General features: G+C 38.1%; 22 protein-coding genes, 2 tRNA genes and 1 riboswitch. Of the genes, 8 read left to right on the plus strand and 16 right to left on the minus strand.

Going from position 1 to position 24,207, the window contains the following annotated elements:
• Positions 1 to 13: 13 nt before the first annotated feature.
• Positions 14 to 649 (minus strand): peroxiredoxin, encoded by a 636-nt coding sequence (locus ALPR1_RS11105; RefSeq protein ID WP_008200739.1) that lies wholly within the window; start codon positions 647 to 649, stop codon positions 14 to 16.
• Between the two features lie 277 nt (positions 650 to 926).
• Between ALPR1_RS11105 and ALPR1_RS11110 the strand changes: the two genes are divergently transcribed.
• From ALPR1_RS11110 to ALPR1_RS11125, 4 genes are all read left to right on the plus strand, one after another.
• Positions 927 to 1,514: a TIGR04282 family arsenosugar biosynthesis glycosyltransferase gene (locus tag ALPR1_RS11110; RefSeq protein WP_008200741.1), complete on the plus strand. Its 588-nt coding sequence runs from the start codon at positions 927 to 929 to the stop codon at positions 1,512 to 1,514.
• 61 nt (positions 1,515 to 1,575) lie between these two features.
• On the plus strand, positions 1,576 to 2,193 hold the full coding sequence (locus ALPR1_RS11115) for a DUF6134 family protein (RefSeq protein ID WP_008200743.1): 618 nt from the start codon (positions 1,576 to 1,578) through the stop codon (positions 2,191 to 2,193).
• Positions 2,186 to 2,905: a TIGR04283 family arsenosugar biosynthesis glycosyltransferase gene (locus ALPR1_RS11120; RefSeq protein WP_008200744.1), complete on the plus strand. Its 720-nt coding sequence runs from the start codon at positions 2,186 to 2,188 to the stop codon at positions 2,903 to 2,905. The genes ALPR1_RS11115 and ALPR1_RS11120 overlap by 8 nt, the downstream gene beginning before the upstream one ends.
• A 6-nt stretch (positions 2,906 to 2,911) precedes the next feature.
• Positions 2,912 to 3,973: a VOC family protein gene (locus ALPR1_RS11125; RefSeq protein ID WP_008200745.1), complete on the plus strand. Its 1,062-nt coding sequence runs from the start codon at positions 2,912 to 2,914 to the stop codon at positions 3,971 to 3,973.
• Here the strand turns inward: ALPR1_RS11125 and gap are convergent, their stop codons facing one another.
• Positions 3,974 to 4,984 carry a type I glyceraldehyde-3-phosphate dehydrogenase gene (gap, locus tag ALPR1_RS11130; RefSeq protein ID WP_008200746.1) on the minus strand — a complete coding sequence of 337 codons (1,011 nt, stop codon included), beginning with the start codon at positions 4,982 to 4,984 and terminating at the stop codon, positions 3,974 to 3,976.
• A gap of 191 nt (positions 4,985 to 5,175) precedes the next feature.
• Here gap and ALPR1_RS11135 point away from each other — a divergent pair.
• The 3 genes from ALPR1_RS11135 (at position 5,176) to ALPR1_RS11145 (ending at position 8,970) form a co-directional block, all read left to right on the plus strand.
• A tRNA-Glu gene (locus ALPR1_RS11135) sits at positions 5,176 to 5,247 on the plus strand.
• A gap of 56 nt (positions 5,248 to 5,303) precedes the next feature.
• Positions 5,304 to 5,375, plus strand: a tRNA-Glu gene (locus ALPR1_RS11140).
• 193 nt (positions 5,376 to 5,568) lie between these two features.
• On the plus strand, positions 5,569 to 8,970 hold the full coding sequence (locus ALPR1_RS11145; protein WP_008200747.1) for a HEAT repeat domain-containing protein: 3,402 nt from the start codon (positions 5,569 to 5,571) through the stop codon (positions 8,968 to 8,970).
• Between the two features lie 317 nt (positions 8,971 to 9,287).
• On the opposite strand, the gene ALPR1_RS11150 is transcribed toward ALPR1_RS11145, so the two are convergent.
• From ALPR1_RS11150 to pdeM, 10 genes are all read right to left on the minus strand, one after another.
• Positions 9,288 to 12,215: a TonB-dependent receptor gene (locus tag ALPR1_RS11150; protein ID WP_237701523.1), complete on the minus strand. Its 2,928-nt coding sequence runs from the start codon at positions 12,213 to 12,215 to the stop codon at positions 9,288 to 9,290.
• 365 nt (positions 12,216 to 12,580) lie between these two features.
• Positions 12,581 to 12,922 (minus strand): gliding motility protein GldC, encoded by a 342-nt coding sequence (gene gldC / locus ALPR1_RS11155; protein WP_008200749.1) that lies wholly within the window; start codon positions 12,920 to 12,922, stop codon positions 12,581 to 12,583.
• A gap of 59 nt (positions 12,923 to 12,981) precedes the next feature.
• Complete coding sequence (locus ALPR1_RS11160; protein WP_008200751.1) at positions 12,982 to 13,641, minus strand: 3-oxoacid CoA-transferase subunit B; 660 nt, start codon at positions 13,639 to 13,641, stop codon at positions 12,982 to 12,984.
• Between the two features lie 12 nt (positions 13,642 to 13,653).
• Complete coding sequence (locus ALPR1_RS11165) at positions 13,654 to 14,349, minus strand: CoA transferase subunit A (RefSeq protein ID WP_008200753.1); 696 nt, start codon at positions 14,347 to 14,349, stop codon at positions 13,654 to 13,656.
• An 11-nt stretch (positions 14,350 to 14,360) separates the two neighbouring features.
• The gene (locus tag ALPR1_RS11170) at positions 14,361 to 15,284 is read right to left on the minus strand and encodes a bifunctional riboflavin kinase/FAD synthetase (RefSeq protein ID WP_008200754.1); all 924 of its coding nucleotides are present in this window, start codon (positions 15,282 to 15,284) and stop codon (positions 14,361 to 14,363) included.
• A gap of 5 nt (positions 15,285 to 15,289) precedes the next feature.
• Positions 15,290 to 15,970, minus strand: a complete 681-nt coding sequence (gene truB, locus ALPR1_RS11175; RefSeq protein WP_008200756.1) for a tRNA pseudouridine(55) synthase TruB — start codon at positions 15,968 to 15,970, stop codon at positions 15,290 to 15,292.
• A gap of 1 nt (position 15,971) precedes the next feature.
• On the minus strand, positions 15,972 to 16,766 hold the full coding sequence (locus tag ALPR1_RS11180) for an undecaprenyl-diphosphate phosphatase (RefSeq protein WP_008200759.1): 795 nt from the start codon (positions 16,764 to 16,766) through the stop codon (positions 15,972 to 15,974).
• Positions 16,766 to 16,978 carry a DUF3098 domain-containing protein gene (locus tag ALPR1_RS11185; protein ID WP_040302779.1) on the minus strand — a complete coding sequence of 71 codons (213 nt, stop codon included), beginning with the start codon at positions 16,976 to 16,978 and terminating at the stop codon, positions 16,766 to 16,768. The genes ALPR1_RS11180 and ALPR1_RS11185 overlap by 1 nt, the downstream gene beginning before the upstream one ends.
• Positions 16,979 to 16,980: 2 nt before the next feature.
• Positions 16,981 to 17,871 carry a cell division protein FtsX gene (locus tag ALPR1_RS11190; RefSeq protein ID WP_008200764.1) on the minus strand — a complete coding sequence of 297 codons (891 nt, stop codon included), beginning with the start codon at positions 17,869 to 17,871 and terminating at the stop codon, positions 16,981 to 16,983.
• 55 nt (positions 17,872 to 17,926) lie between these two features.
• The gene (pdeM, locus tag ALPR1_RS11195) at positions 17,927 to 18,586 is read right to left on the minus strand and encodes a ligase-associated DNA damage response endonuclease PdeM (RefSeq protein ID WP_008200766.1); all 660 of its coding nucleotides are present in this window, start codon (positions 18,584 to 18,586) and stop codon (positions 17,927 to 17,929) included.
• 69 nt (positions 18,587 to 18,655) lie between these two features.
• Here pdeM and ALPR1_RS11200 point away from each other — a divergent pair, with 69 nt between their 5' ends.
• Entirely contained in the window at positions 18,656 to 19,090 is a 435-nt protein-coding gene (locus tag ALPR1_RS11200) for a DUF2147 domain-containing protein (RefSeq protein ID WP_008200769.1), read from the plus strand.
• A gap of 113 nt (positions 19,091 to 19,203) precedes the next feature.
• On the opposite strand, the gene ALPR1_RS11205 is transcribed toward ALPR1_RS11200, so the two are convergent.
• The 4 genes from ALPR1_RS11205 to ALPR1_RS11220 all read right to left on the minus strand — a co-directional run bounded on the left by ALPR1_RS11205 (position 19,204) and on the right by ALPR1_RS11220 (position 24,138).
• Entirely contained in the window at positions 19,204 to 20,256 is a 1,053-nt protein-coding gene (locus tag ALPR1_RS11205; protein ID WP_008200770.1) for a homoserine O-acetyltransferase family protein, read from the minus strand.
• A 3-nt stretch (positions 20,257 to 20,259) separates the two neighbouring features.
• Positions 20,260 to 21,564 carry an O-acetylhomoserine aminocarboxypropyltransferase/cysteine synthase family protein gene (locus ALPR1_RS11210; protein ID WP_008200771.1) on the minus strand — a complete coding sequence of 435 codons (1,305 nt, stop codon included), beginning with the start codon at positions 21,562 to 21,564 and terminating at the stop codon, positions 20,260 to 20,262.
• A gap of 187 nt (positions 21,565 to 21,751) precedes the next feature.
• Positions 21,752 to 21,860, minus strand: a riboswitch (SAM riboswitch).
• 86 nt (positions 21,861 to 21,946) lie between these two features.
• Positions 21,947 to 22,600, minus strand: a complete 654-nt coding sequence (gene can / locus ALPR1_RS11215; protein WP_008200772.1) for a carbonate dehydratase — start codon at positions 22,598 to 22,600, stop codon at positions 21,947 to 21,949.
• Positions 22,597 to 24,138: a SulP family inorganic anion transporter gene (locus tag ALPR1_RS11220; protein ID WP_008200773.1), complete on the minus strand. Its 1,542-nt coding sequence runs from the start codon at positions 24,136 to 24,138 to the stop codon at positions 22,597 to 22,599. Before ALPR1_RS11220 ends, can begins: the two co-directional genes overlap by 4 nt.
• Positions 24,139 to 24,207 lie beyond the last annotated feature (69 nt).

Here is a 24,207-nt window from a genome sequence, read left to right on the forward strand (position 1 = left end):
TAACCCGCTTTTTTTATAAGTCTGGTTGTGGTGTAGTTCTCAAATAAGGTTTGACCACTTTATGTCCTTTCGGGAACTTAGAAGGGATTTCCTCATTAGAAATTGCAGGTGCAATAACCACATCTTCTCCTTGTTTCCAATTCGCTGGAGTTGCTACTGAATAATTTGCAGTTAATTGTAAAGAATCAATAACTCTTAGTAATTCATCAAAATTTCTTCCAGTACTTGCTGGATAAGTGATGATTAGCTTGATTTTTTTATCATTACCTATCACAAAAACAGAACGAACTGTAAATTTCTCATTGGAATTGGGGTGAATCATATCATAAAGAGACGATACCTTTTTATCCTCATCTGCGATGATAGGGAAGTTAACCGTACAATTTTGGGTTTCATTGATGTCTGAGATCCATCCTTTATGGCTTTCCAGCCCATCCACACTTAGTGCTAAGACTTTTGTGTTTCTTTTTGCAAACTCATCCTTAAGTTTTGCGACTGTTCCAAGTTCAGTGGTACAAACTGGGGTATAATCGGCAGGGTGAGAAAAAAGGACTCCCCATCCGTCGCCCAGATACTCATAAAAATCAATTTTCCCTTCTGAAGTTTCTGCTGTAAAGTTTGGAGCAACATCTCCTAGTCGTAAAGCCATTTTATTATTATTTAAAGTCTATAGATTATGTAGGTTAAAACGATACTAAAAACTTTCAGTTCCATTTTTTTCGAATAATTAAACTGAATTATGCACAAAAAATTTCTAAGGCTAAGAAAATGAATGGATTAATAAATTGAGATCCATTTTACAGGGTTGATCACAAATAAATTACGAAAAATGTCGCAACACATTAGTCTACTTATTCATGAACTATCGTAAATATTTTAACATATTGTAAATGCCTTAATCCAAATATTAAAACGAAACATTCTTAATGAAACAAGGAATAATAATATTCCAAAAAAATGCTGTCCTAGGAAAGGTCAAAACTCGATTAGCTGCAAGTTTGGGAGATGAAATGGCTTTATCCATTTATAAAAAGTTACTAAAAAGGACCCATCAACACCTAGAATCACTTCCCATTGATAGAATAGTTTATTATTCTGATTATTTAGAAAATGAGCCGAAAGACAGTAATCAGAAATACTTTGTTCAACCGGCTGGGAATCTAGGTCAAAGAATGAATAAAGCCTTTCAAGAGCAGTTTAACCAAGGATATGATCAACTATTGATCATTGGAACAGATTGTCCTGATATCACCTCAGAACTTGTAGAAAAAGCATTTTCTGCATTGAAGAAGAATAACTTTGTAATAGGTCCAGCCGAAGATGGAGGGTACTATTTATTGGGAATGAATAAATTTTCACCAGAGTTGTTCGTTGATATCCCTTGGAGTAGTGCTGCAGTTTGTGAAATGACAAAAAAAGCAATTTTAAAGCTAAATAAAACCTACGAGACATTGCCCGTTTTATCAGATGTGGACAATGAAGAAGATTGGGAAAAAGTAAAAGACAAATTTTAAAACTACAGGAAAAGAGTTAAATGGTAGAGAAATCTATTTACTAATTCCTAACTTTAACTATATGACATTAAAGCATTTATTTTCATTAATTTATCTCTTCTTATTATTGGCAATATCATCCAATAGTTATGCACAGGAGCAAAGCATTACCCAAGGATATGATATCGTGGTAGCTGGCTTTAGAATAGGGGATATGACTGCACAGAAGAAGGTCAATGGTACCCAAAAAAGTTATGAGATAAACAGCTTGGTTGAATTTTGGTTTTTCGGTAAAGTCCATGTGGAGTTTATCCAATCTGCTGATTATGAAAATGGACAATTGATGGAGGCTTATACCCATTCCATTTCCAACCGGGGGGATTTTGAAACATTTGTTAATTGGGAAACTGATCACTATGAGGTAAATGCCAATACTTACAAGTTTGAAAACAAAGAGCCTATAAACCAAAAAGTATATTCCAGTCCAGCTACCTTATATTTTGAAGAACCTAAAGATGGAGATGTGCTTATTTCAGAAAACTTTGGCATGTTGACGCAGGTCGTTGAAGAGGAACCTGGGGTTTACGCAATTGATGTTAATGGCAACACTAATACATTCTATTATGAGAATGGGGTTTTACAAAAAGTGGTCTTGGAAAATTCAATCAAAAATTATGTGATTAGGCGTAAGGATGATTGAAAAACCATCCATATCGATCATTATTCCCACTCTAAACGAAGAAGAAAACCTCAAAACGCTCATTTCCCATATTCAACAATTTTCTTCTGATCATGTTGAAGAAATCATTGTCTCAGACGGTGGGAGTACGGATCAAAGTATTCAGGTGGCAAAATCACTTGGTGCTACTGTTATTATTTCTCCCAAAAAAGGAAGGGCAGCCCAGATGAATTATGCTGCAAGTCATGCCAAATCCTCTATTTTTTATTTTATCCATGCAGATGTGAAACCGGTCAAAGGATTTGACCTAGATATCATCAAAAATTGTAAAATGGGGAAAGTTGCTGGTTGTTACCGATATAGGTTCGATAAGTCTAATTCTTACTTAAAGCTTAATTCTTGGTTTACTCGATTTAATGGAATTTTTACTGGTGGTGGAGATCAAACCCTTTATATTACGAGAAGATTTTTTGAAGAATTGGACGGATTTGATGAAAAGTATAGCATTATGGAAGATTTTGATTTGGTCAGAAGAATCAGAAAAACTTCGCAGTTTCATATAATCCCAAGAGAAATCACAGTTTCTTCAAGGAAATATGAATCCAATAGCTGGTTGAGAGTGCAAGTTGCAAATTTGGCCGCTTTTATACTTTTTTTAATGAAATCAAATCCCAATTCGATCAAAAGTCTATATTGTAATCTCATTAATAAAAAGAAGGCTGTTAGTAAATAAATCGGAATGAACAAAGCAACCATTAATGGTATCCAGCAAGTAGGGATAGGAGTAAAGGATGCCAACGAAGCTTGGAAGTGGTATAGGAAAATATTTAAGATGGATGTTCCGATTTTTCAAGATAGTGCAGAAGCAGCGCTGATGACGCGCTACACTGCAGGAAAAGTTGAAAAACGGCATGCAATCCTAGCAATGAACATGCAAGGCGGAGGAGGTTTCGAAATCTGGCAATTCACCTCTCGCACCCCAACAGGCCCCACTCAGAATGTTACTTGGGGTGACTTAGGAATTTTGGCTGTGAAAATTCGTTGCAAAGATATCCAGTCAACGTATTCTTTTATGGAGTCTGAAGGTGTGGAACTGCTTGGTAAACCTTCCAAAAACCCGATTGATGTTTGGCATTTTTATTTAAAAGATCCATACGGTAATATTTTTGAAATAGAGGAAAACAAATCCTGGTTTTCTCAGAATAATGACCTCACCGGCGGTGTTTCAGGTGTTGTAATAGGTGTTTCTGATACTCAAAAATCAATTCCCCTTTACCAAAGTAATTTTCAACATTCTGAGCTTTTATATGACGGTTCGGATGTATGGGAAGACTTTTCGCCTTTATTGGCAGAAAATGAAGCCATGTCACGGGTCATTTTGCAAAGTTCGAATAAAAGAACAGGTGCATTTGGACGCTTACTATGTCAAACGACTGTAGAACTAATTGCAGTTAAAGATTCCAAAAGAGAGAAAATCTATGATGGAAGGCTTTGGGGGGATTTAGGTTTTATCCATGTTTGTTTTGATGTGAGTGGAATGAAAAACCTTCAATCATGCCTACAGGATAGCGGCTTTCCATTTACAGTGGATAGTAACAATGGATTTGATATGGGGAAAGCTGCAGGACATTTTGCCTACATAGAGGATCCAGACGGAACATTGGTGGAAATGGTAGAAACCCACAAAATTCCAATTATGGAAAAATGGGGTTGGTATCTGAATCTAAAAAACCGCAAGCAAGAGAAAACACTTCCAAATTTCATCGTGAAAATGCTTTCTCTCAATCGGGTAAAATCCTGATCAGTTATCCAAAACTTTCATAGCAAGATTTAGAAGTCGGTTAGAATAACCTGCTTCATTATCATACCAGCCAATTACTTTAACCATATTTCCTTTGGAAGAAGTTAATTGGCTGTCTATGATGCAAGAATGTGGATTACCTATGATATCAATCGACACGATTGGATTATCTTCTACCTCTAAAAATCCTTTTAGATAAGTGCCAGCAGCTTTATTAAAGGCATTATTTATTTCATCCAGACTTACTTCCCTATTCAATTCCACAATAAGATCTGTTAAAGATCCATCTGGAACGGGAACTCGCATGGCCGAGGCCTCAATTTTTCCTGCGATTTCAGGCATTACAATGTCCAAAGCTTTGCCAGCATTCGTTGTCGTAGGGATAATAGAGTAGGCCGCAGCTCTCGCACGTCTTAGATCACGATGAGGAGCGTCATGTAAGTTTTGATCGTTGGTATAGGAGTGCACAGTCGATGCATAGCCTTTTTTCAAGCCAAATTCATTATCCAGGACCTTGACCATAGGTGCAAGGCAATTCGTGGTACAGGAGGCATTAGAAATGATTTTCTCTTCTCCGGAAAGAATATGATCATTCACTCCCAAAACAATCATTTTGATACTGGGGTCCTGAGAAGGGGCTGAGATTATTACTTTCTTGGCTCCAGCAGTTAAATGTTTTTCTGCTCCCAAACGATCGGTAAATCTTCCCGTACATTCAATCACCAAATCAACATCCCATTCTTTCCAAGGCAATTTTTCTGGGTCAGAACATCCAAACAACTGAATTTCCTGATCTCCCACTTTCAAATTACCGTCCACCAAGCCTACAGATTCTTTAGATTTTCGATGGATAGAGTCATATTTCAAAAGATGAGCAATTGCTGAAGGCTCTGCTAAATCATTGATTGCTACAAGGTTTAGATGCTTGTTTTCTAAGATTAATTTAGCGGTATATCTGCCTATTCTTCCAAAACCATTAATGGCGATTCTTTTTCCAGAAGTAGAGTTCATTGTATTCAATTGGTTATTGGAGTCAAAATTATGCAAAAGACTTGGGATAGCAGAATAGAAAATTTTATTCCTTTTGACTCAGTCATTTAGCAAAAAACCAAAGAAATTTTGGCGCTCGGATTGGTATTCTAAAATGTACCTTCTATATTTGCACAACCATTTGAAAAAGCAAGTTTTCAACAGCGCAAAATGGTCCGTTCGTCTAGGGGTTAGGACGCATCCCTTTCACGGATGAAACACGGGTTCGATTCCCGTACGGACTACAAAATGGCTGATTATTAGTTAGTTAGCTATTTATTTGAAAATGTAGTGCCCCCAAGGTCCGTTCGTCTAGGGGTTAGGACGCATCCCTTTCACGGATGAAACACGGGTTCGATTCCCGTACGGACTACAAAGACTCAAAGCTCAATCACCGCTTAGTCTTATTACATTTTTGTTTTATGGTTGTTAGTGGTTAAAGTGAACAAAATCCCGATCCTTGATCGGGATTTTTGTTTTTCAGCAGATCTTTTTTTTAGCGGCAAACTTCACTCATCAATTTTCCTTATTTTGGGGTCTCAATAACCTTAAAGACTCAACCCAAGATGAAAAAGACCTATGCCAATTTATTATTGGCCACAACGTGTACTCTGATTTTTTCCTGTCAGAAGGAAGAAATTGACTTGAGAGAAAAAACACTTACCAAAGATCAAATTGCTTCCATGGCAGATGCCGCCAATAATGAAGTCAGTCCTGTTTTGGCTGATGGGTTGGATCTTTCTATTTGGGCGGTGGATTCGTTGGTATATGATCCTATCTCTATTCAAGTTACCGATGACGGTAGCCTATACTATACGAGAACCAACAGGCAAAAAAATTCAGAATTTGATATTAGGGGTCATCAGGACTGGGAAATCGAATCTATCAGTCTTCAAACGATTGAGGATAAAAGAGCTTTTCTAAGGAAAACGCTTTCTCCAGAAAATTCCGATAAAAACACATGGTTAGCTGATGTCAATGGTGATGGGTCCCATGACTGGAGAGACATGACTGTTGAGCAGGAAGAAATTTACCGTATTGAGGATAAGGATGGCGATGGAATGGCTGACTATTCTCAATTGATGGTAAAAGACTTCAATGATGAGGTTACTGATGTTGCAGGAGCTTTATTAAAATTGAATGACAACCTTTTTGTGGGTGTAGGTCCTGATGTATGGAGATTATCCGACAACAATAATGATGGAATCATGGATGAGAAAGAATCTATTTCTCATGGATATGGAATTCACATTGGTTTTGGGGGACATGGAATGTCAGGATTGGAAATGGGCCCTGATGGAAGAATTTATTGGGGAATAGGAGATATAGGCTTTAACGGTAAAGGTCCAGATGGAACCGAATGGAAATACCCTAACAGAGGAGTGGTAGCAAGAGCAAATCCCGACGGAAGTGATTTTGAGATTTTTGCTATGGGTGTGAGAAATACCCACGAATTTACTTTTGATCAATATAATAACCTGATTTCTGTTGACAACGATGGGGATCATGGTGGAGAAAGTGAAAGATTAGTCTATTTGGTCAATGGCTCCGATACAGGTTGGAGAACTAACTGGCAGTTTGGAAAGTATAGAGATCCGAAAAACAATATCTATAAAGTTTGGATGGATGAGAAGTTGTTTATTCCAAGACATGAAGGTCAAGCAGCATACATCACACCACCTATCCTGAATTATGTCAACGGACCTACAGGAATGGTGTATAACCCTGGAACAGCTCTAGGAGATAAATGGAAAAACACCTTCTTCGTAGCTTCTTTTGTGGGGAACCCAACAGCCTCAGGGATCCATGCTTTCAAATTGGAGCCTGATGGAGCCAGTTTTAAGCTTGCTGAGACGGAAAAAGTAATGGGAGGAGTATTGGCAACCGGATTAGATTTTGGGCCTGATGGGGCTTTGTATTTTGCCGATTGGATCAATGGTTGGAACACCAAAAATTCGGGGAGAGTTTGGAAGTTGGATGATACTGCCGGAAAGAATTCTGAAGCCAGGAAAATTACAGCTCAGGTCTTGAAAACAGATTTTACAACTCTCACAGATGATGCTTTAGAAGGCTACTTAGGAGATGAGGATATGAGAATCAGAAGAAAGGCTCAATTCGAACTCGCAAAAAGAGGAGAAGATGGCTCAGTAGTTTTCAATAAAGTTATTAATCAGCAAGGAAGCCAGTTGGCAAGAATCCATAGTATTGTCGGAATTAGTCAATTGGCAAGAATGGATGACATGGCCTATGCAGATGCTTTAATTCCATTGCTACAAGATCAAGATTCAGAAATCAGAGCCCAAGCAGCTAAATGGCTTGGGGATATTAAATATGCTAAAGCTGGAGAAAATTTATTACCTCTTCTTCAGGATTCAGAGATTAGAGTTCGCTTTTTTGCATCTGAGGCACTTGGGAGAATAGCATATGAACCTGCGATTGAAGGGCTGATTCAAGTCCTAAAAGATAATAATGACGAAGATGCCTATTTAAGACATGCTGCCAGTTTGGCTTTAGCAAGAATAGGAAAAGTAGAGCCAATAACTGCCTTATCAAATGATCCTTCTGCTGCCGCTAGACTGGGAGCTGTATTGGCATTACGAAGACTGGCTGATCCAGGAATTACAGCTTTCTTAAATGATTCTGATGAGTATATCGTTACAGAGGCAGCTAGAGCAATCAATGATGACTTTTCTATAGAGGAGGCCTTACCAGCTTTAGGAGACTTGTTGCTAACCACTAATTCTCAAAATGAACCATTGATTCGTAGAGCGATTAATGCAAATCTCCGAGTTGGAACTGACAAGGCATTGGAGAATTTAAAGAGGTATATCGCAAAAGGAGGGATTGATCCCATATTAAAAGCAGAGGCAATCGCCACAGTAGGCTCATGGGCTAAACCATCAGTTCTGGATCGGGTAGATGGAAGAAACCGTGGTGAGATTGAGAGAGATTTGGCAACAGTTCAAAATTCAGTAGGAAGTACCTTAATTGCTGCTTTAGGAAATAGTGATGCAAACATTAGAATAGCAGCTGAAAAAGCAATTGGGAATTTAGAATTGAAAGAGGCTAACCCTAAGCTATTAGCTTTACTTAAAAGTGACCCTGTTGATGAGGTTAGGGAAGAGGCTATAAAGGCATTGGCTAAGACAAATGCAGAGGATATTTCTGAGCCTATTGAAATAGCCATGAATGACCGATCCAAGGAGGTTAGAGTGGTTGGCCTTGATTTATTGACCAAAACTGAAATATCAACAGATTTGATGGAAAAACTCTTGCAAGACGTTATCCAAAACAAGTCGACTGAAGAAAAACAAGCTGCTTTATTGAGCCTTGGAAATCTTCCAAATTCTGCAGATTTAGCGCTTTGGGATGTTCTTTTGGAAGACTTGAAAAATGACAAGTTGCCAAATGAAATTATGATCGAATTGGAAGAAGCGGTTGCTGAAACTGGTTCCGCTGAACTTCAGTCAAATTTTGATGCTATCCAGCAAGAAAGAACGAATGGTGACCTTGTAGCCCTTTATAGTGGCGCTCTTGAGGGAGGTAGTGTCTTTTCAGGTAGAAGAATTTTCTTCCAAAATCAGACTGCCCAATGTATCAGATGTCATGGATATGATGATATGGGAGGAACTGCTGGACCACACCTAAATGGTGTTGCCAACAGGCTATCAAAAACTCAAATTTTGGAAGCTTTAATTGACCCAAGTAAAAGACTTGCTCCAGGATTTGGATTCGTTCAGCTTGTCTTGAATGATGGTACCAAAGTAAATGGAACCTTGATGGAAGAAAAGGAAAATGGAATTGTAGTTAAGGAAGCTTCTCAACCTGAAAAATTGATCTTGAACAGTGATATTTCAGAAAGGAAAAATTCACCTTCCAGTATGCCTGATATGAAAGCTATATTAAGCAAAAGAGAGATTAGAGATCTTGTAAGTTTCCTGAATACTATGACTAAAGAGTGGGAGTAAGGAGACAATTTTACCTATAAATATTTTGAGGGTCATCATTTAAATGGTGACCCTCAATTTTTTACTAATACTAAGTATTATCAGACTCATGTTACAACGACACCTTTTGAGTAGCATTTATCTGGGGTTGAGTCTATAAAACACCTATGGAAGGATTTTAAAATCAAAGGACAAAGGGAGAGTAAGCCTGCGCTATTAATGAAAAATCAACTTAAAGGATTTACTTAAGGAAATTCTGTAGCAAGTATCTCGATCTAATCAAAAACAGAAAAAGCCAGCAATCATGCTGGCTTTTCTATATGTATTAATAATAAAATTTAGTTTAAGAATTCGTCAAATGTTAGGCTGACGAAGTACATGGTACCAACTGTCGGGTTACCCCAAGCTTGTCTGTATCCCTTGCTAAACAAATTGGAAGCTCCCACTTTCAAAATAGACTTGATACTTTTCAGTTTATAGCTTGCCTGAGCGTCAAACGTTCCGAATGCAGGCATCACTGATAGTTGCTGGGTAGAAACTGCCGGTGAGACAAAAGAAGATTGCCAAGCAAATTCTCCTTGCCATCTATAAGCCAAAGCAAATCCTAGATTTTCTACAACTTCTCTATTGGCAAAATTGATCACGTAACGGTAATCAGGGGTGTTAAAACTTGGCTGGAATCCTGTTTCTACCAATTCATCTAGATTAGATAAAGTGTTGTAAGAAACGTTACCACCGATGGTATATCCTTTTGGAAGTTTATAATCTAAACTTGCAGCCCATCCCCAAGATTTGATAGTCTCGGTTCTATTCACAGGAGTAGAGTAGATGTTTCTAGCTCCAGCAATTGCTCCAATTAAGTTTAGACCTGTCATTGCATTTGGACCTGCTAAGCCAGCATCTGTGGCATCCTGAACCAATACTTGGTTTCCATTGAAGTTTTCAAAACGGTTGAAATATGCATAAGCATCTACCAATAGTTTATTTCCCCAAATTCCTTTATAACCTACTTCAAAGGATTTCACTCTTTCAGGCTTAAATTCTTTGATATCGTAAGGTTGAAGTAAGCCTACGTTTGCTTCTGCAGCTAATAGACCTATTATTTGTATAACTGCTGCTTGAGCATTTGCCGGATCTATCAAGCCTTGGCTAATCCCATCTGCTACAATTTGTTGAGCTTGGGATTGGATGGCAGGATCTTGAGCTGATTGCTGAACTGCTCCACCATAATTAGTGACATTTGCTAAGGTATATCCTGGGTTGGCATTTAAATTATACCGATCCGCAAACAAGGGGAGTCCACCGATCAACCTTGCTTGTGGTGTGTTGAGGTCAATGTACTGATCTTGATTGGTTGGGATACGGAATCCAGTTTGATAGGAAGCTCTAAAATTATGATTACCTATTGTGTAAACACCTGATACCCTTGGAGACCATTGCCCGGCGAAATTTTCATTTTTATCATATCTCGCAGATGCGGTCAATTTGAAATGATCATTGAATAGTTTCTTGGATCCTTGAATGTATCCACCATATTCATTGATTTTGAACTCGTCACCATTTTCATCTAAGGCGAAAATCGTCCCATTTGAATTTAGATCATAAATTCTATAATTGGCTCCAACAACAAATTCTGCAAATTCAATTTGCTCGGAGAAATTATAAGAACCTTCAAAATGGTAAAGATTAGAACTATCCACAAATTGAGCTCCAACACCATTCTGATCTCCAGGAATTGGTCTAGATGTAACATCCGCTAATGCATTGTTAAATTCTGAAGTTCCAGGCATATATCGACCTTGATCGGCAAAAGCTCTAGCTGCCAAATGCGCTTGATCTGCTGGAAGCCCACCTTGAATTGCCTGAGCGTAGGCACCTACATACTCAGGGAACCATTGCGTACTTGCTTTCCAAGCTTCGTTGATACCTTGAGCTGCTGTTCCCACTGCATAGGCATCTCCTGATCTTTCCTGGGTGGTATAAGCTCTTAAATACCAATTAGAGCCTCTTAACTCAGCCTTATACTGTCCAATATTAAAGTTCTTTAGAGAATAGCGATCTGCTCCTGTATAAACAGAAGTGCCAAATCCTAAATTTCCTTGAAGGACAGCTTCTACGCGGTCATTAATTCTATAATGAAGAGCTGCATTCATTTTGATGGATTTGGTCCCATAATCAGCCAAATCTCTCTCCATGTAACCTGTTCTGGAAACTGCTGTATTTGGAATAAGCTGAAGTGCTGCTGAAGGCAAAAATCCCGCATCCACCATGGATTGAGCCACAGACTGCATATTTACATTGGTCTCATCTCCATAGATATTCACTCCATTATAAGCTGGATTGTTAAGTGGAGTTCCTGATTCAATTGTCGAACCATTTAAAAGAGATTGGTCACGGAAATCATTTGCCTGCCAGTCATCTGCGGTTAAATATTCGAAATTCACTTTGAACGCAAACTTATCACTGATTGCTTTGGCATATCGGGCACTGAAACTATAAAAACCAGTTGCTGCCTTGGATCTTTCATCTTCAGCCATGATGCCAGTTTTCACATTGGCAGATAAGCCTTGGTATAGGAATGGACTTTTAGAATTCATTAATAAAATTCCATTGATCGCATTTGGACCATAAAGCGCTGATGAAGCTCCAGGGAGTAATTCTACACTCTCAAGGTCTAGTTCAGAGATACCGACGATGTTACCTACTGAGAAATTCAAACCAGGAGCCTGGTTATCCATTCCGTCAATAAGCTGTACGGTTCTTACGTTACCATTGGCATTAAATCCTCTTGTGTTGAAAGACTTAAATGTCAAAGACTGCGTGCTCATTTCCACGCCTTTCATATTGTTCAAAGCATCATAGAAACTTGCTTGAGGCGCATCTCTAATTGCGATAATATCCATTTTCTCCACTGAAACAGGGGACTGCAATACACTTTCCTCCATACGAGAGGCTGAAACGACTACTTCCTGACCCAATATTGTGGTTTCTTGTAATTGGATATTAACGGTGCTTTGAGTCCCAGTTATTTCAACTTCCTGAGAATCATAACCTACCATTGAAAAGACTAATGTCAATGGTGGTTCCTGGTGTACTTCTAAGGTGTACTTCCCTGCCAAGTCGGAAATTGTTCCGACTACTTTTCCTTTTACTAAGATGTTTACACCGACCAAAGTCTCTTCTGTATCAGCATCTGTGATAACTCCAGTGATGGTGGTTTGGGCCAATACTTTGGTGGAACTTAGGGAAACCAGAAGGAATAGCATAAAAACTATCCTCTGTTTTATTTGGGTATAATTCCTCATGGGCATTATTGTTAAGTGAATTTTTTAATAGGGGTTTTAAGCTAGGGTGGCTTTATTTGTGTGGAAATTAAGGCTATTTATTAGAGAATTTACAGATTTAGAATAAAATTTAATAGTCTAGTTTAAAAATGAAAAAGTGGTCAAAATGGAAACTAGCGGTATTTTTAAAGGAAACTTGAAAAATTTGAATGCTTCATTAATGAAAGTAGGTGAATGATCAGATTTTGTTAAAAATTCCAAAAATTGATTTTTTTTTAATTGATTTAGGTCAAACAAAAAAAGCTCGTTTTAAACGAGCTTTTTTTTTGAATAAGGTATTATAAAACCTATTTCGTGTTTTTATTCTCTTCATTGACATGAGTTACCAATCGATCACAAAGCGCTTTTATTTCTTCTGACATGTATTCATCTCCAGTACTGTTTAAAATCGTTTGTCCCATTCCACCTAGGATATCAATATAAAATCGCTTCATTTCAACCATGGACATTTCTTCCGTCCAAAGATCAATTCTTAAGGTACTTTGATTCAGATTGTCCCAAATGTTAAGGCTGATACTTTTTGTGGACTCTTGGCCATGACTTTCTTTATCTGTGGCATCCCAAGTGATCGCTTTAGGTAGACTTTTCTCGTCTAATTCAATCTGAAATTTAATGTCTGACTTTTTCATTTTTGGTGATTTTTCTGATAAACCAAAGGTAACTCCCCGGAGTTCATTTGATCCTCAATTTATTCGAATTTCATTTCTGGGACTTCATCAGGTATTGTAAGTTTCCCAGCAGTTTTAGCTTTAATTTCCTCAACACTCACCCCACGAGCTCTTTCTTTTAAAATAAATCCTTGTTCCGGATCAACTTCCAATACTGCTAAGTCCGTGACTATTTTCTTGACACATCTTAGGCCAGTGATCGGAAGACTACACTCAGGAAGTAGTTTAGAATTGCCTGACTTTGAGCAATGTTGCATTGCAACAATGATGTTTTCTGCAGAAGCTACTAAATCCATAGCTCCCCCCATACCTTTTACCATCTTGCCAGGTATTTTCCAATTGGCAATATCTCCCTTTTCAGAGACTTCCATGGCTCCAAGAATGGTCAAATGGACATGCCCACCTCGAATCATAGCAAAAGATTCTGCAGAATTGAATAGAACCGAGCCCTTGAGCATGGTGATCGTTTGCTTTCCAGCATTTATTAAATCAGGGTCAATATCCTGTTCTTTGGGAAAAGGCCCAATTCCCAATAACCCATTCTCTGATTGAAGTACTACCTCCAAATCATCAGGGATATAATTGGCAACTAGGGTAGGGATCCCAATTCCTAAATTGATATACTGCCCATTTTGAACCTCTTTGGCAATTCGTTGAGCGATTTGATTTTTACTTAACATGTGCTTTTGGGTTTAATTGGAAACAGTTCTTTGCTCGATTCTTTTCTCGTAATCTTTCCCCTGAAATATTCGCTGTACATATATTCCTGGACAATGAATTTCATTGGGGTCTAATCCACCAGCCTCAACTAGTTCCTCAACCTCTGCAATGCAAATAGCACCTGCTGCTGCCATGATAGGGTTAAAATTCCTTGCTGTTCCCTTGAAAATCAAATTCCCAGCGGTATCACCCTTCCATGCTTTGATAATAGAAAAATCAGCTCTAAGCCATTTTTCCATCAAATAAACTTTTCCTTCAAACTCACGGGTTTCTTTTCCTTCAGCTACTTCTGTCCCAACTCCAGCAGGTGTAAAAAAGGCAGGGATACCTGCGCCTCCAGCACGTACTCTTTCTGCAAGGGTTCCTTGGGGAAGAAGTTCTACTTCCAATTCACCCTCTAATAATTGTCTCTCAAACTCTGCATTCTCACCTACGTAGCTTGAAATCATTTTTTTGACCATATGCTTCTTTAGCAAGAGGCCAATACCAAAATCGTCTACCCCTGCATTGTTAGAAACTATGGTAAGGTTATCAATATCCCTTTTGAGCAGCGCAGCAATACAATTTTCAGGAATTCCTGATAAGCCAAATCCTCCCATCATCAGCATTGCACCAGATGGAATATCTTGGACGGCTTCCTGCGCATCTTTTACGGTTTTATTTATCATGTTAAATGGGTTTATAATAAAGACTTCGCCATTTTTTGATCTATGGCTAGTTGATGTTTTAGCTCATCTAAATTCTCAAATTTTTGTTCTTCTCTCAAAAATCCTTTCAAAAAAACTGTGATCTGCTTATCATAAAGGTCTCCCTGAAAATCAAATAAATGAGCCTCTACTGTCTTTTTAGTACCTCCAACGGTAGGACGGTTACCAATATTCAACATCGCTTTATATAGAGCTCCATTCACCACAGCTTCTACTGCATAAACTCCATCTCTAGGGATAAGTTTATAATCATTGGGAATGTGAATATTCGCTGTAGGAAAGCCAATGGACCTTCCGATTTGCTGGCCTTTTATTACCAGACCATTCAATTCATAAGGTCTTCCCAAGTATTTGGAAGCTGTCTCGATCATCCCGTTTTCTAAGGCATGACGGATTTTAGTGCTGGAAACACCAATTTCCTCAACATCTTGGCGAGATATTTCCTCTAGGTCAAATCCAAACTCATGGTAATGTTGCTGTAAATACTCAAAGCTTCCTTCTCTGTTTTTTCCGAAACGATGATCGTATCCAATGACCAGTTTTTTAGTTTTGATTTTATCCACCAAAACCCGCTGAATGAATTCTTTAGAACTCAGCTGAGAGAAATCTTTTGTAAATGGAATGGTCACCAAATGATCAATTCCAAAGGAGCGAAGCAATTTGGTCTTTTCCTCAAAAGTACTGAGCAAACGAAGGTTATGCTCCTCAGGATAAAGCACTAATCGAGGATGTGGCCAAAAAGTAATTAAAACGGTTTCTCCCTGGATTTTTCTGGCTATTTCCCTGATCCTCTTTAAAATCTTTTGGTGTCCCATATGAACTCCATCAAATGTCCCACTGGTTACAACTGGATTGGGGATTTGAGGAATGTCGCTTAGGCCTTCGTAGATTTTCATGAACTTTAGGTTTGCTGAGGTCTTGCCTTTATTTCTTCTATCAAGGAATTTAATTCATGAGCTTCAGATAGCTGAAAGTCTCCGATTCTAGTTCTAATTAAAGAGCTCATATAGGCTCCAACACCTAATTTCTCACCTAAATCTCGGGCAAGGCTACGAATATAAGTTCCTTTGGAACATGAAATCCTAAAACTGACCACGTGGTTTTCAAACTTAGTGATTTCGAATTCCCTCACTTGAACAGGTCTTGGCTCCATTTTCACATCGATGCCTTTTCTTGCTGATTCATAGACCCGTTTTCCCCCAACTTTTATAGCTGAATGCATAGGAGGGACCTGAAGGATGTCCCCAGTTAATTCTGCAACCGCAGCTTTTACATCATCAATTGTCAAATGGGAAGGATCAGCAACGGGAGTGACAGGTTTTTCCAAATCAAAAGATTCAGTGGTTTCTCCCAACACAAAAGTCCCGGAATACTCCTTTTCTTGCCCCATAAACGACTCTATTTGTTTAGTCATTTTACCGGCACAGATAATTAATAGCCCGGTAGCCAGAGGATCCAAAGTACCAGCATGTCCTACCTTTTTGATTTTTAGTGCATTTCTAACCTTTTTGACTACATCAAATGAAGTCCATTCTAAGGGTTTATCAATAAGAAATACTTCTCCGTAAGGTTGCTCTTGCATATCACAAATATAATCCGAAGAAAATAGCGACAATACCGACAATCAGACAATAGATAGAAAAGTAGCTTAATTTACTTTTTCTGACGAGTTGAACCATCCAAGTACAGGCGATTACACCCGAAATAAAGGCAGCTAAAAATCCAGCAGATAAATAGCCTATTCCTTCAGTCTCTAATGATAAACCCCCATCTAAAATATCTTTTGCAATTTTACCTAAAATCAATGGTACCACCATTAAGAAAGAAAATCTTGCGGCTTTGGATTTATCTACTCCCAAAATCACTGAAGCTGAAATTGTAGCTCCGGAGCGGGAGATTCCTGGTAAAATTGCGATTGCTTGCGCGATTCCAATTAGGAATGCCTTAAAAAATGAAACCGGCTGATCCGTGTTTTTAGCTTTGTCAGCTAGAAACAAAAGAAAGGCTGTAAGAACAAGCATGAAGCCTACAAATAACACGCTACCTCCAAACAAAGTCTCTAATTGCTCTTCAAAAACCAACCCTACGATTCCGGCTGGAATCATAGAAATAAAGATTTTTACTGCAAATTGAGTTTCCTCATTCCATTTGGCTTTAAATAAGCCATTTAAAATCTCAGCAACGTCTTTTCTAAATACCAAAACGGTACTTAAGGCAGTTGCAAAATGTACTACTACGGTAAACATTAATCCTTCGGCAGGCATTTTACTTTCTCCTAAGATGGCCTTGCCTAATTCTAAATGCCCACTTGATGAAACAGGCAAAAACTCCGTCAAACCTTGAATGACTCCAAGGATGATCGCATCAATTATTTCCATTATGAATTCTTCTCGGTCTTGGCAAAAATGGCGTAAAATTCAAAAATGAAACCAGCAAAGGTCACGATAGGGCCTAGGGTCAAACCCAAAAATCCATTGCCATGTGGAGTGCTGTCAAGTCCAATTATGATAAATCCCAATACAATCAAGCCAAAGCCTATGGCCATGAGCTGATAATTTTTTTTAGAGAAGGGGAAATGTGATCTGCTCATGTTTAGTATAATTCGTCCAAAGACATGTTTAAATATTTATTAACTGCTCTCAAAGTGCTCAATGCAGATAAAATGCCACCTACAGCTACTAAAACTCCAAAAAGGATAAATAACAACTCCTCATTATGAAGTAAAGCAAAGCCCTCGATATTGGCCTGCGTGTACTTCACCAAGCTATATAGAACTACAGATGAAATGGCTCCTGCAAGCATTCCAAATAACCAGGCCCTTGCTAAAAATGGCTTTCTGATAAAGCTTCTTGTAGCTCCAACCAATTGCATTGACCTGATCAAAAATCGTTGAGAGAATAAAGCCAACTTAATGGTATTATTGATCAGCATGATAACAGTGATAATCAGGATCAAAATAAATCCACCTAGCACCAAGCTGACTTTAAGTAAGTTCTTATTAATAGAGTCAACCAAGTCAGTCATATAAGAGACTTCGAAAACACCATCAAGTGACTGAATTTCAGCCACAATAGCATCCAATTGCTCAGAAGTCTGAAACTCTTCTGCAATAGTGATGACAAAACTATCCCTCAATGGATTATCTTCCAGAAACTTAGTAAAATCTTCACCTGTACTTTCGATAAATGTTTCAGCTGCTTCCTCATCGGAAATATATCTTAAGCCTGTCGTATCTGACTTACTCAGGATAAAAGGCCGATTGGCCAAGTCTTCCTGCAAAGCTTTGATTTCCTCATCTTCCAAGTTTTTATCTAAAAATACCTGCACTTCGATGTTTTCTCGAATCATGCTGGTAAGAGATTTTGCTTGAATCAGGATGACTCCAAACAAGCCAACAATAAAAAGGGAAAGGGTGGTACTAAAGAGAACACTTCCAAATTTGAAGTGTCCGAGTATTTTTTTCTTTCTAGGTTGGTTTGCCATAGATTTAGTTTTCTCGTCAAAAATAATCAGCCTATCCCTTATAACCAATCTAATATTAGGAAAGGATTGGAATCACTTTCTCTTTTGTGATCCCAAAAATCTGATCATCTGCCTTAGGTTTCATCATGGCTAAGCCAGTAAAAGCTCCAAAAGCAGGCAAAATCAGTTGGTTAGGACTATAAAAGAAACAGGACAATCGAATAGACTGCCTAGCTTTCCCCACAAGTCTTATGCCCGGATGAATGTGACCACATAAATTAAGTCTGTTTATTGAAATTTCTTCCAAAGGTTCATGACTTAAAATGAGATTTCCGACCTCCAAGGGCTTATCATGAATCTCAAACGTAGAATGATCATAAATCATTGTGGGTAGGATGTCATGATTTCCAAGAACTAAATGAAAATTCACCTGCTCAAATTGCCCCAAAAAAACATTTAGAACCTCCCATTGACCATTCCAATCGCTATGGAAAAGATCTCCCAAAAAATAAACAGTTTGTGGATGATACTGGTTTATTAAGAACTCAAGATTTAATAAATCTTGACTATGAATAGGTTCTGGGATTGGTATCCCTGATTTTCTAAAATGTGCGGCTTTTCCAAAATGTAAATCCGCGATAAAAATGGCTTTATGTGCTGGAGCCCAAACCGCTTTTTCTTTCAATAAATGAAGTTCGGTTTCATGGAAATTAATTTTAGAATTTGTTATATTCATTGAATAATTTTAGAAAATATAGTAATAAGGAAAAACTCATCTCAATTGATGAATTGAAATAAAATTAATATGAAATACATTCTATTTACACTCTCCTTGATTTTATGTCTTGGTTTGCCAAATATACAAGTCCAAGCTCAATCTGAAATCCTGGGTACTTGGTTAAACACGGATAAAACTGCCCAAATTAAAATAATCAATAATGAAGGAGAATATTTAGGTAAAATTACCTGGTTAGATGTTCCGGGTTTAGAAGACTCTCAAGTTTTAGATTTAGCAAATGAAGACGAAAGTTTAAGGGATAGACCTGTTATGGGGCTCACCATTTTGAAAGGTCTAACTTACGATGGTGAAAAATGGAAAGGAGGGGAAATCTATGATCCCAAATCAGGAAAAACCTATTCTTGTGAAGCGAGAGTCAATGATCCCAATAAATTAGAGTTGAAAGGTTATATAGGATTCTCTTGGATTGGTAGAACAGTAGAATGGACAAAAGTGAAATAACGGCAAGTCCTTAGGGGTATTTCCAAAAAAGTATAAAAAAAGGGAGTTTAAATGTGGTGTGAAAATCACATTTAAACTCCCTTTATAGATTGTAATCCGATGCTTAAATCACCTTAATTATTTTCTAAATAGAAGGATTGGAGAATATAAGCCAATTGCTCAAATTCAATTAAAAAAGCATCATGACCTGCGGTAGAATTGATTTCTCTAAAAGTACCACGTTTGGCATGCTGGGCTATATACTTTGATTCAGAGGAAAGGAAAAGTAAATCCTTATCCACACCTATGGCGAGGACCCTTGCTTCAATTTGCCCTATCGCTTTACCTGCTCCACCTCTTCCTCTTCCCACATCATGACTATCCATGGTTTTACTCAAAATCCAATAGGAAAGAGCATTAAACCTTTTGGTAATTTTATGTCCTTGATATCGGATATAGGATGAAGCTCTGAATCCATCCAGCTTTTCATCTAAATCTGATTGCTTCTTTTGGAAATCTTCCGGATGCCTATAGCTCAACATGGCAATTGATCTAGCTGCCTCCAAACCTTTAATCCCTGCATTTTCAGATTTTTCTCCCCAAGTCTGATCCGATTCGATTGCCATTCTTTGTGATTCATTCAAACCAATGACCCAAGGGCTGCTTTTTGCAGTAGAAGCAAGAACTACCACATTTGAAAGCTTTTCCCCAAGGATATAAGCCCACTCTAAACTGATCTGACCTCCCAAAGAACCTCCAATCAAGGTATGGATTTGATGAATGCCCAGATGATTTCTTAGATTGTCTAGACTTTTAGCTAAATCCCGAGTAGTCAATTCAGGAAAATCGTAGAAATATTTTTGACCGGTTTTTGGGTTAATACTTAATGGGTTTGTACTCCCATAGCAGGATCCCAACAAATTGGCACAAATGATAAAATGTCTGGAGGGATCAAAAAACTTATCCTCTCCAATTAATCCACTCCACCATTCTGAAACATTCGAATCTCCAGTTAGGGCATGAATAACCCAGACAACATTGGATTTATCTGCATTAAGCTCTCCATAGCTGGTATAAGAAATTTCGTACTCTGGTAAAATTTCTCCGGATTCTAGCTCTAAAGGCAGATTAGAATGAAACAGATCTTGAGACATGGTAATCGAGGCGAACTGACTCTTTAAATTCATTGATTATTTTAATTTTTCAAATGCTTGCTGTAAGTCTGCTTTGATATCTTCCACATGTTCGATACCTACAGACAAACGAAGCTGAGTAGGGGTAACTCCTGCTGCTATTTGCTCCTCATCAGAAAGTTGCTGGTGTGTCGTAGCAGAAGGCTGAATAATTAACGTTTTAGCATCACCTACATTGGCCAAATGAGATACTAATTCTAGGCTATTGATAAATTCTGAGGCTTGTTCTTTATCTCCATCTATTTCAAAACTCAAAACGCCACCAAATCCATTTTTCAGGTATTTCTTGGCCAGTTCATGATATGGAGAGGAAGTCAGTCCTGGATAATTCACTTTTTTGACTTGAGAATGACTTTCCAACCATTTGGCAATAGCCAGTGCATTGTCTACTGTTTTTTGTACTCTCAAGGATAAAGTTTCAATCCCTTGTAGCAGTAAGAAAGAATTGAAAGGGGAGATAGCAGGCCCAAAATCCCTTAATCCTTCCACACGTGCTCTAATGGCAAAGGCTACATTGGGCATTCCCAAAGGATTATTTTCTCCAAAAACTTCCCAGAAATTCAATCCATGGTATCCTTCAGATGGCTCTGAGAATTGAGGGAATTTCCCATTTCCCCAATTGAAATTACCTGCATCCACAATAATACCTCCGATGGATGTTCCATGGCCACCAATCCATTTGGTTGCTGAAGAGGTTACCAAATTAGCACCATGGGCAATAGGCTGAAATAAGAATCCTCCAGCTCCAAAAGTATTGTCCACCACCAAAGGAATATCATGCTTTTTAGCTAAGGCAGCAATGGCCTCAAAATCAGGAATATTAAACTCTGGATTACCGATAGTCTCCAAATAAATTGCCTTTGTCTTGTCATCAATCAATGCTTCAAATGCAGGAGCATCATTTCCTTTGGCAAATCTGGCTTCAATACCTATTCGCTTAAATGCCACTTTAAACTGATTATAAGTACCGCCATATAAAAAGGATGTAGATACAAAATTCTCACCTTCTGACAGAATATTGTTTAGAGCTAAAAATTGAGCTGCTTGCCCTGACGCAGTAGCTACTGCAGCCACACCACCTTCTAAGGCAGCAATCCTTTTTTCAAAGACATCTGTGGTTGGGTTCATAATTCGGGTATAAATATTACCGAATTCTTTCAGCCCAAATAAGTTCGCTCCGTGCTCAGCACTATTAAATACATAGGAAGTTGTTTGATAAATCGGAACTGCTCTTGCATTGGTCGCTGGATCAGGCTCTTGACCTGCATGTAACTGTAAAGTTTCAAAGTGTAGATTTGACATGGTTTTAGAGTTTATTGTTAAAAGATATTGGGTAGAGGATACCCGCTTTTTGAAAGAATAATTTAAAATAAGGAAGGCATAGCATTTTTGTCTTGTTCAAGAAATGAGCAAGAAACAAGTATTTATCACTTGTTGGAATATTAGCCGGGAAAGGTTGAGGTTTAAATCCTGTGTTCATGTTGCAAAGAATTTATAGTCCCAGTTAAGACCATCTCAACTGGCAGGATTTGGCACCTTGGATTTTCCAGGTTGCCAGAGGGTCATAGAGCCTGTCTCTCACCTCTTCTTTATAAATCCTTGCACTTAAAAAGTGAAGGATGACACAAATAAAAAGCCCGAAATCGGATTTTCAAAATGAAATAATGAATTCGGGCTATTTTTTTTAGAAGCTTTGATCTAACTGATCTTGATCATATCGAAAGATAGGGTTTACATTTTCAATGTCTGGCTCAATTTGTACCAGCTCGGAAACTAATCCATTATCTAACCCATAAACCCAACCATAAATAGTTGGAGCTTTTCTTGACTTCCATGCTTTTTGAATGATAGAGGTTTTAATTAAATCCTGACATTGTTCAATTACATTAAATTCTACCAGCTTATTTATTTTTCCCTTTTCGTCAGCAATTGCTTCAATATCAGATTGGTATTTATAATAGACTTCTTTGATATTCCTGAGCCACTTATTGATCAAACCTAAATTATCATGTCCTAAAGCTGCTGCAATTCCACCACATCCATAATGACCACAAACAATGATATGTTCAACCTTTAAAACTTCTACAGCATACTGAAGAACACTCAATAAATTTAGGTCTGTGTGCACCACCATATTGGCTATGTTTCGATGAACAAATATCTCTCCAGGATCTGTACCTGTTATTTGGTTTGCAGGCACTCGACTATCCGCACAGCCTATCCAAAGAAACTTGGGGCTCTGTTGCTGTGACAATTTTTTAAAAAATGAAGGGTCTAATTCATTTACTTCTTCGGACCAAGCTTTATTTTGGAGAAGCAGTTTATCGTATGGTTTCATACAGTTTCAGTTAATTTATAGTTAAATCCTTCTGTGGTAATTTTAATCTGTTTATCGGAAGAGGTGGCAATAAAGTCATTCAAGACTTCTTGAATATCATGGTCAATAAACCTTGCTTTCTCACCATTGATGATCACTTGGCTACCATTAGGTATTTTGGATAGTGCATTCATTAAAGGCGCTTTATTTAGAAAACTCACGTCTTTTTGTAGCTGAACAAGGTAGTTTCCATTCATTTCAGTAATACGAACAGATTTATGGAAGTTGGATTTGATTACAAAGAAAAGTCCAAAAGCCATTCCGATTCCGATTCCAATCAACAGATCTGTAAATAAAATCGCTATCACAGTGACGATAAAAGGAATAAACTGATCCCAACCTTTTTCATAAATGGATACAAATATGGATGGTTTAGCAAGTTTATATCCTACCACAAATAGGACTGCTGCTAGGCAACTTAAAGGGATTTTGTTTAGAATATTTGGAATGGCCAGTATCAATACCATCAGAAGTATTCCATGCAATATGGCTGAAAGTTTGGTTTTAGCACCACTGGTAATATTTGCAGAACTTCTCACAATAACTGCAGTCACAGGAAGCCCACCAATAAGTCCAGAGAAAGAATTACCAATTCCCTGAGCCACCAATTCCCGAGAAGGAGGGGTGATCCTTTTCTGCGGATCCATTTTATCTGCAGCATCTATGCACAAGAGAGTTTCTATAGATCCAATGACTGCCAAAGTAAATGCAATAACCCAGAATGAGGGGTCACCAATCATGGAAAAGTCTGGAAATGTAATCAAGGTTCCTAATTCATCTACACTGCTGACAGAAGGAATAGTTACTAGGTGTTCACCATCTAAAGCCCATTCTGCAAATGAGTTCTGATAAAATAAATTAATTAGAATACCTGAAATTACTGCCCACAAGGCTCCAGGTACAACACCAAAAATTTTATGGTTCCTTATCCGTGGCTGTTCAAAAAGAATTAAAATCCCCAATGCCACCAGTACAATAACAATAGCACCTGGGCTATTGAATTTTATCGCATACCAGATTTCAGTGAAGGTATTATGATTGTCTGATTGGGCAAATGCCAGGTCTCCCATGGTATCCTTATCATAGCCCAAAGCATGTGGGATTTGCTTTAGAATAAGAATCAACCCAATGGCAGTAAGCATTCCTTTGATTACGGAATGAGGAAAATAATAACCTAGAACCCCAGCTTTAAGTAAGCCTAAGCCCAATTGAATCAGTCCCGCAATTACCAGAGTAGATAAAAACAAAGGAAAGGTTCCCAGTGAAGATATGGAGTCTAATACCACCACAGTCAAACCTGCAGCAGGACCACTGACACTGACATGTGATCCGGAAAATGCTCCAACGACTATCCCTCCGACAATCCCGGCAATTAATCCAGACATAGGTGGTGCTCCACTGGCTATGGCAATCCCTAAACACAAGGGTAGAGCAACTAAAAATACAACCAGACTGGATTTTAAGTCATATCTGAGGTTATTACCTATAAGACTTTCCATAATATTCAATCATAAATTTAGCGTTCAGAATAATTTATATTAACCAAAAGTATGATTTTTCAACAGAAA

The organism is Algoriphagus machipongonensis (genome assembly GCF_000166275.1).
GTDB lineage: Bacteria > Bacteroidota > Bacteroidia > Cytophagales > Cyclobacteriaceae > Algoriphagus > Algoriphagus machipongonensis.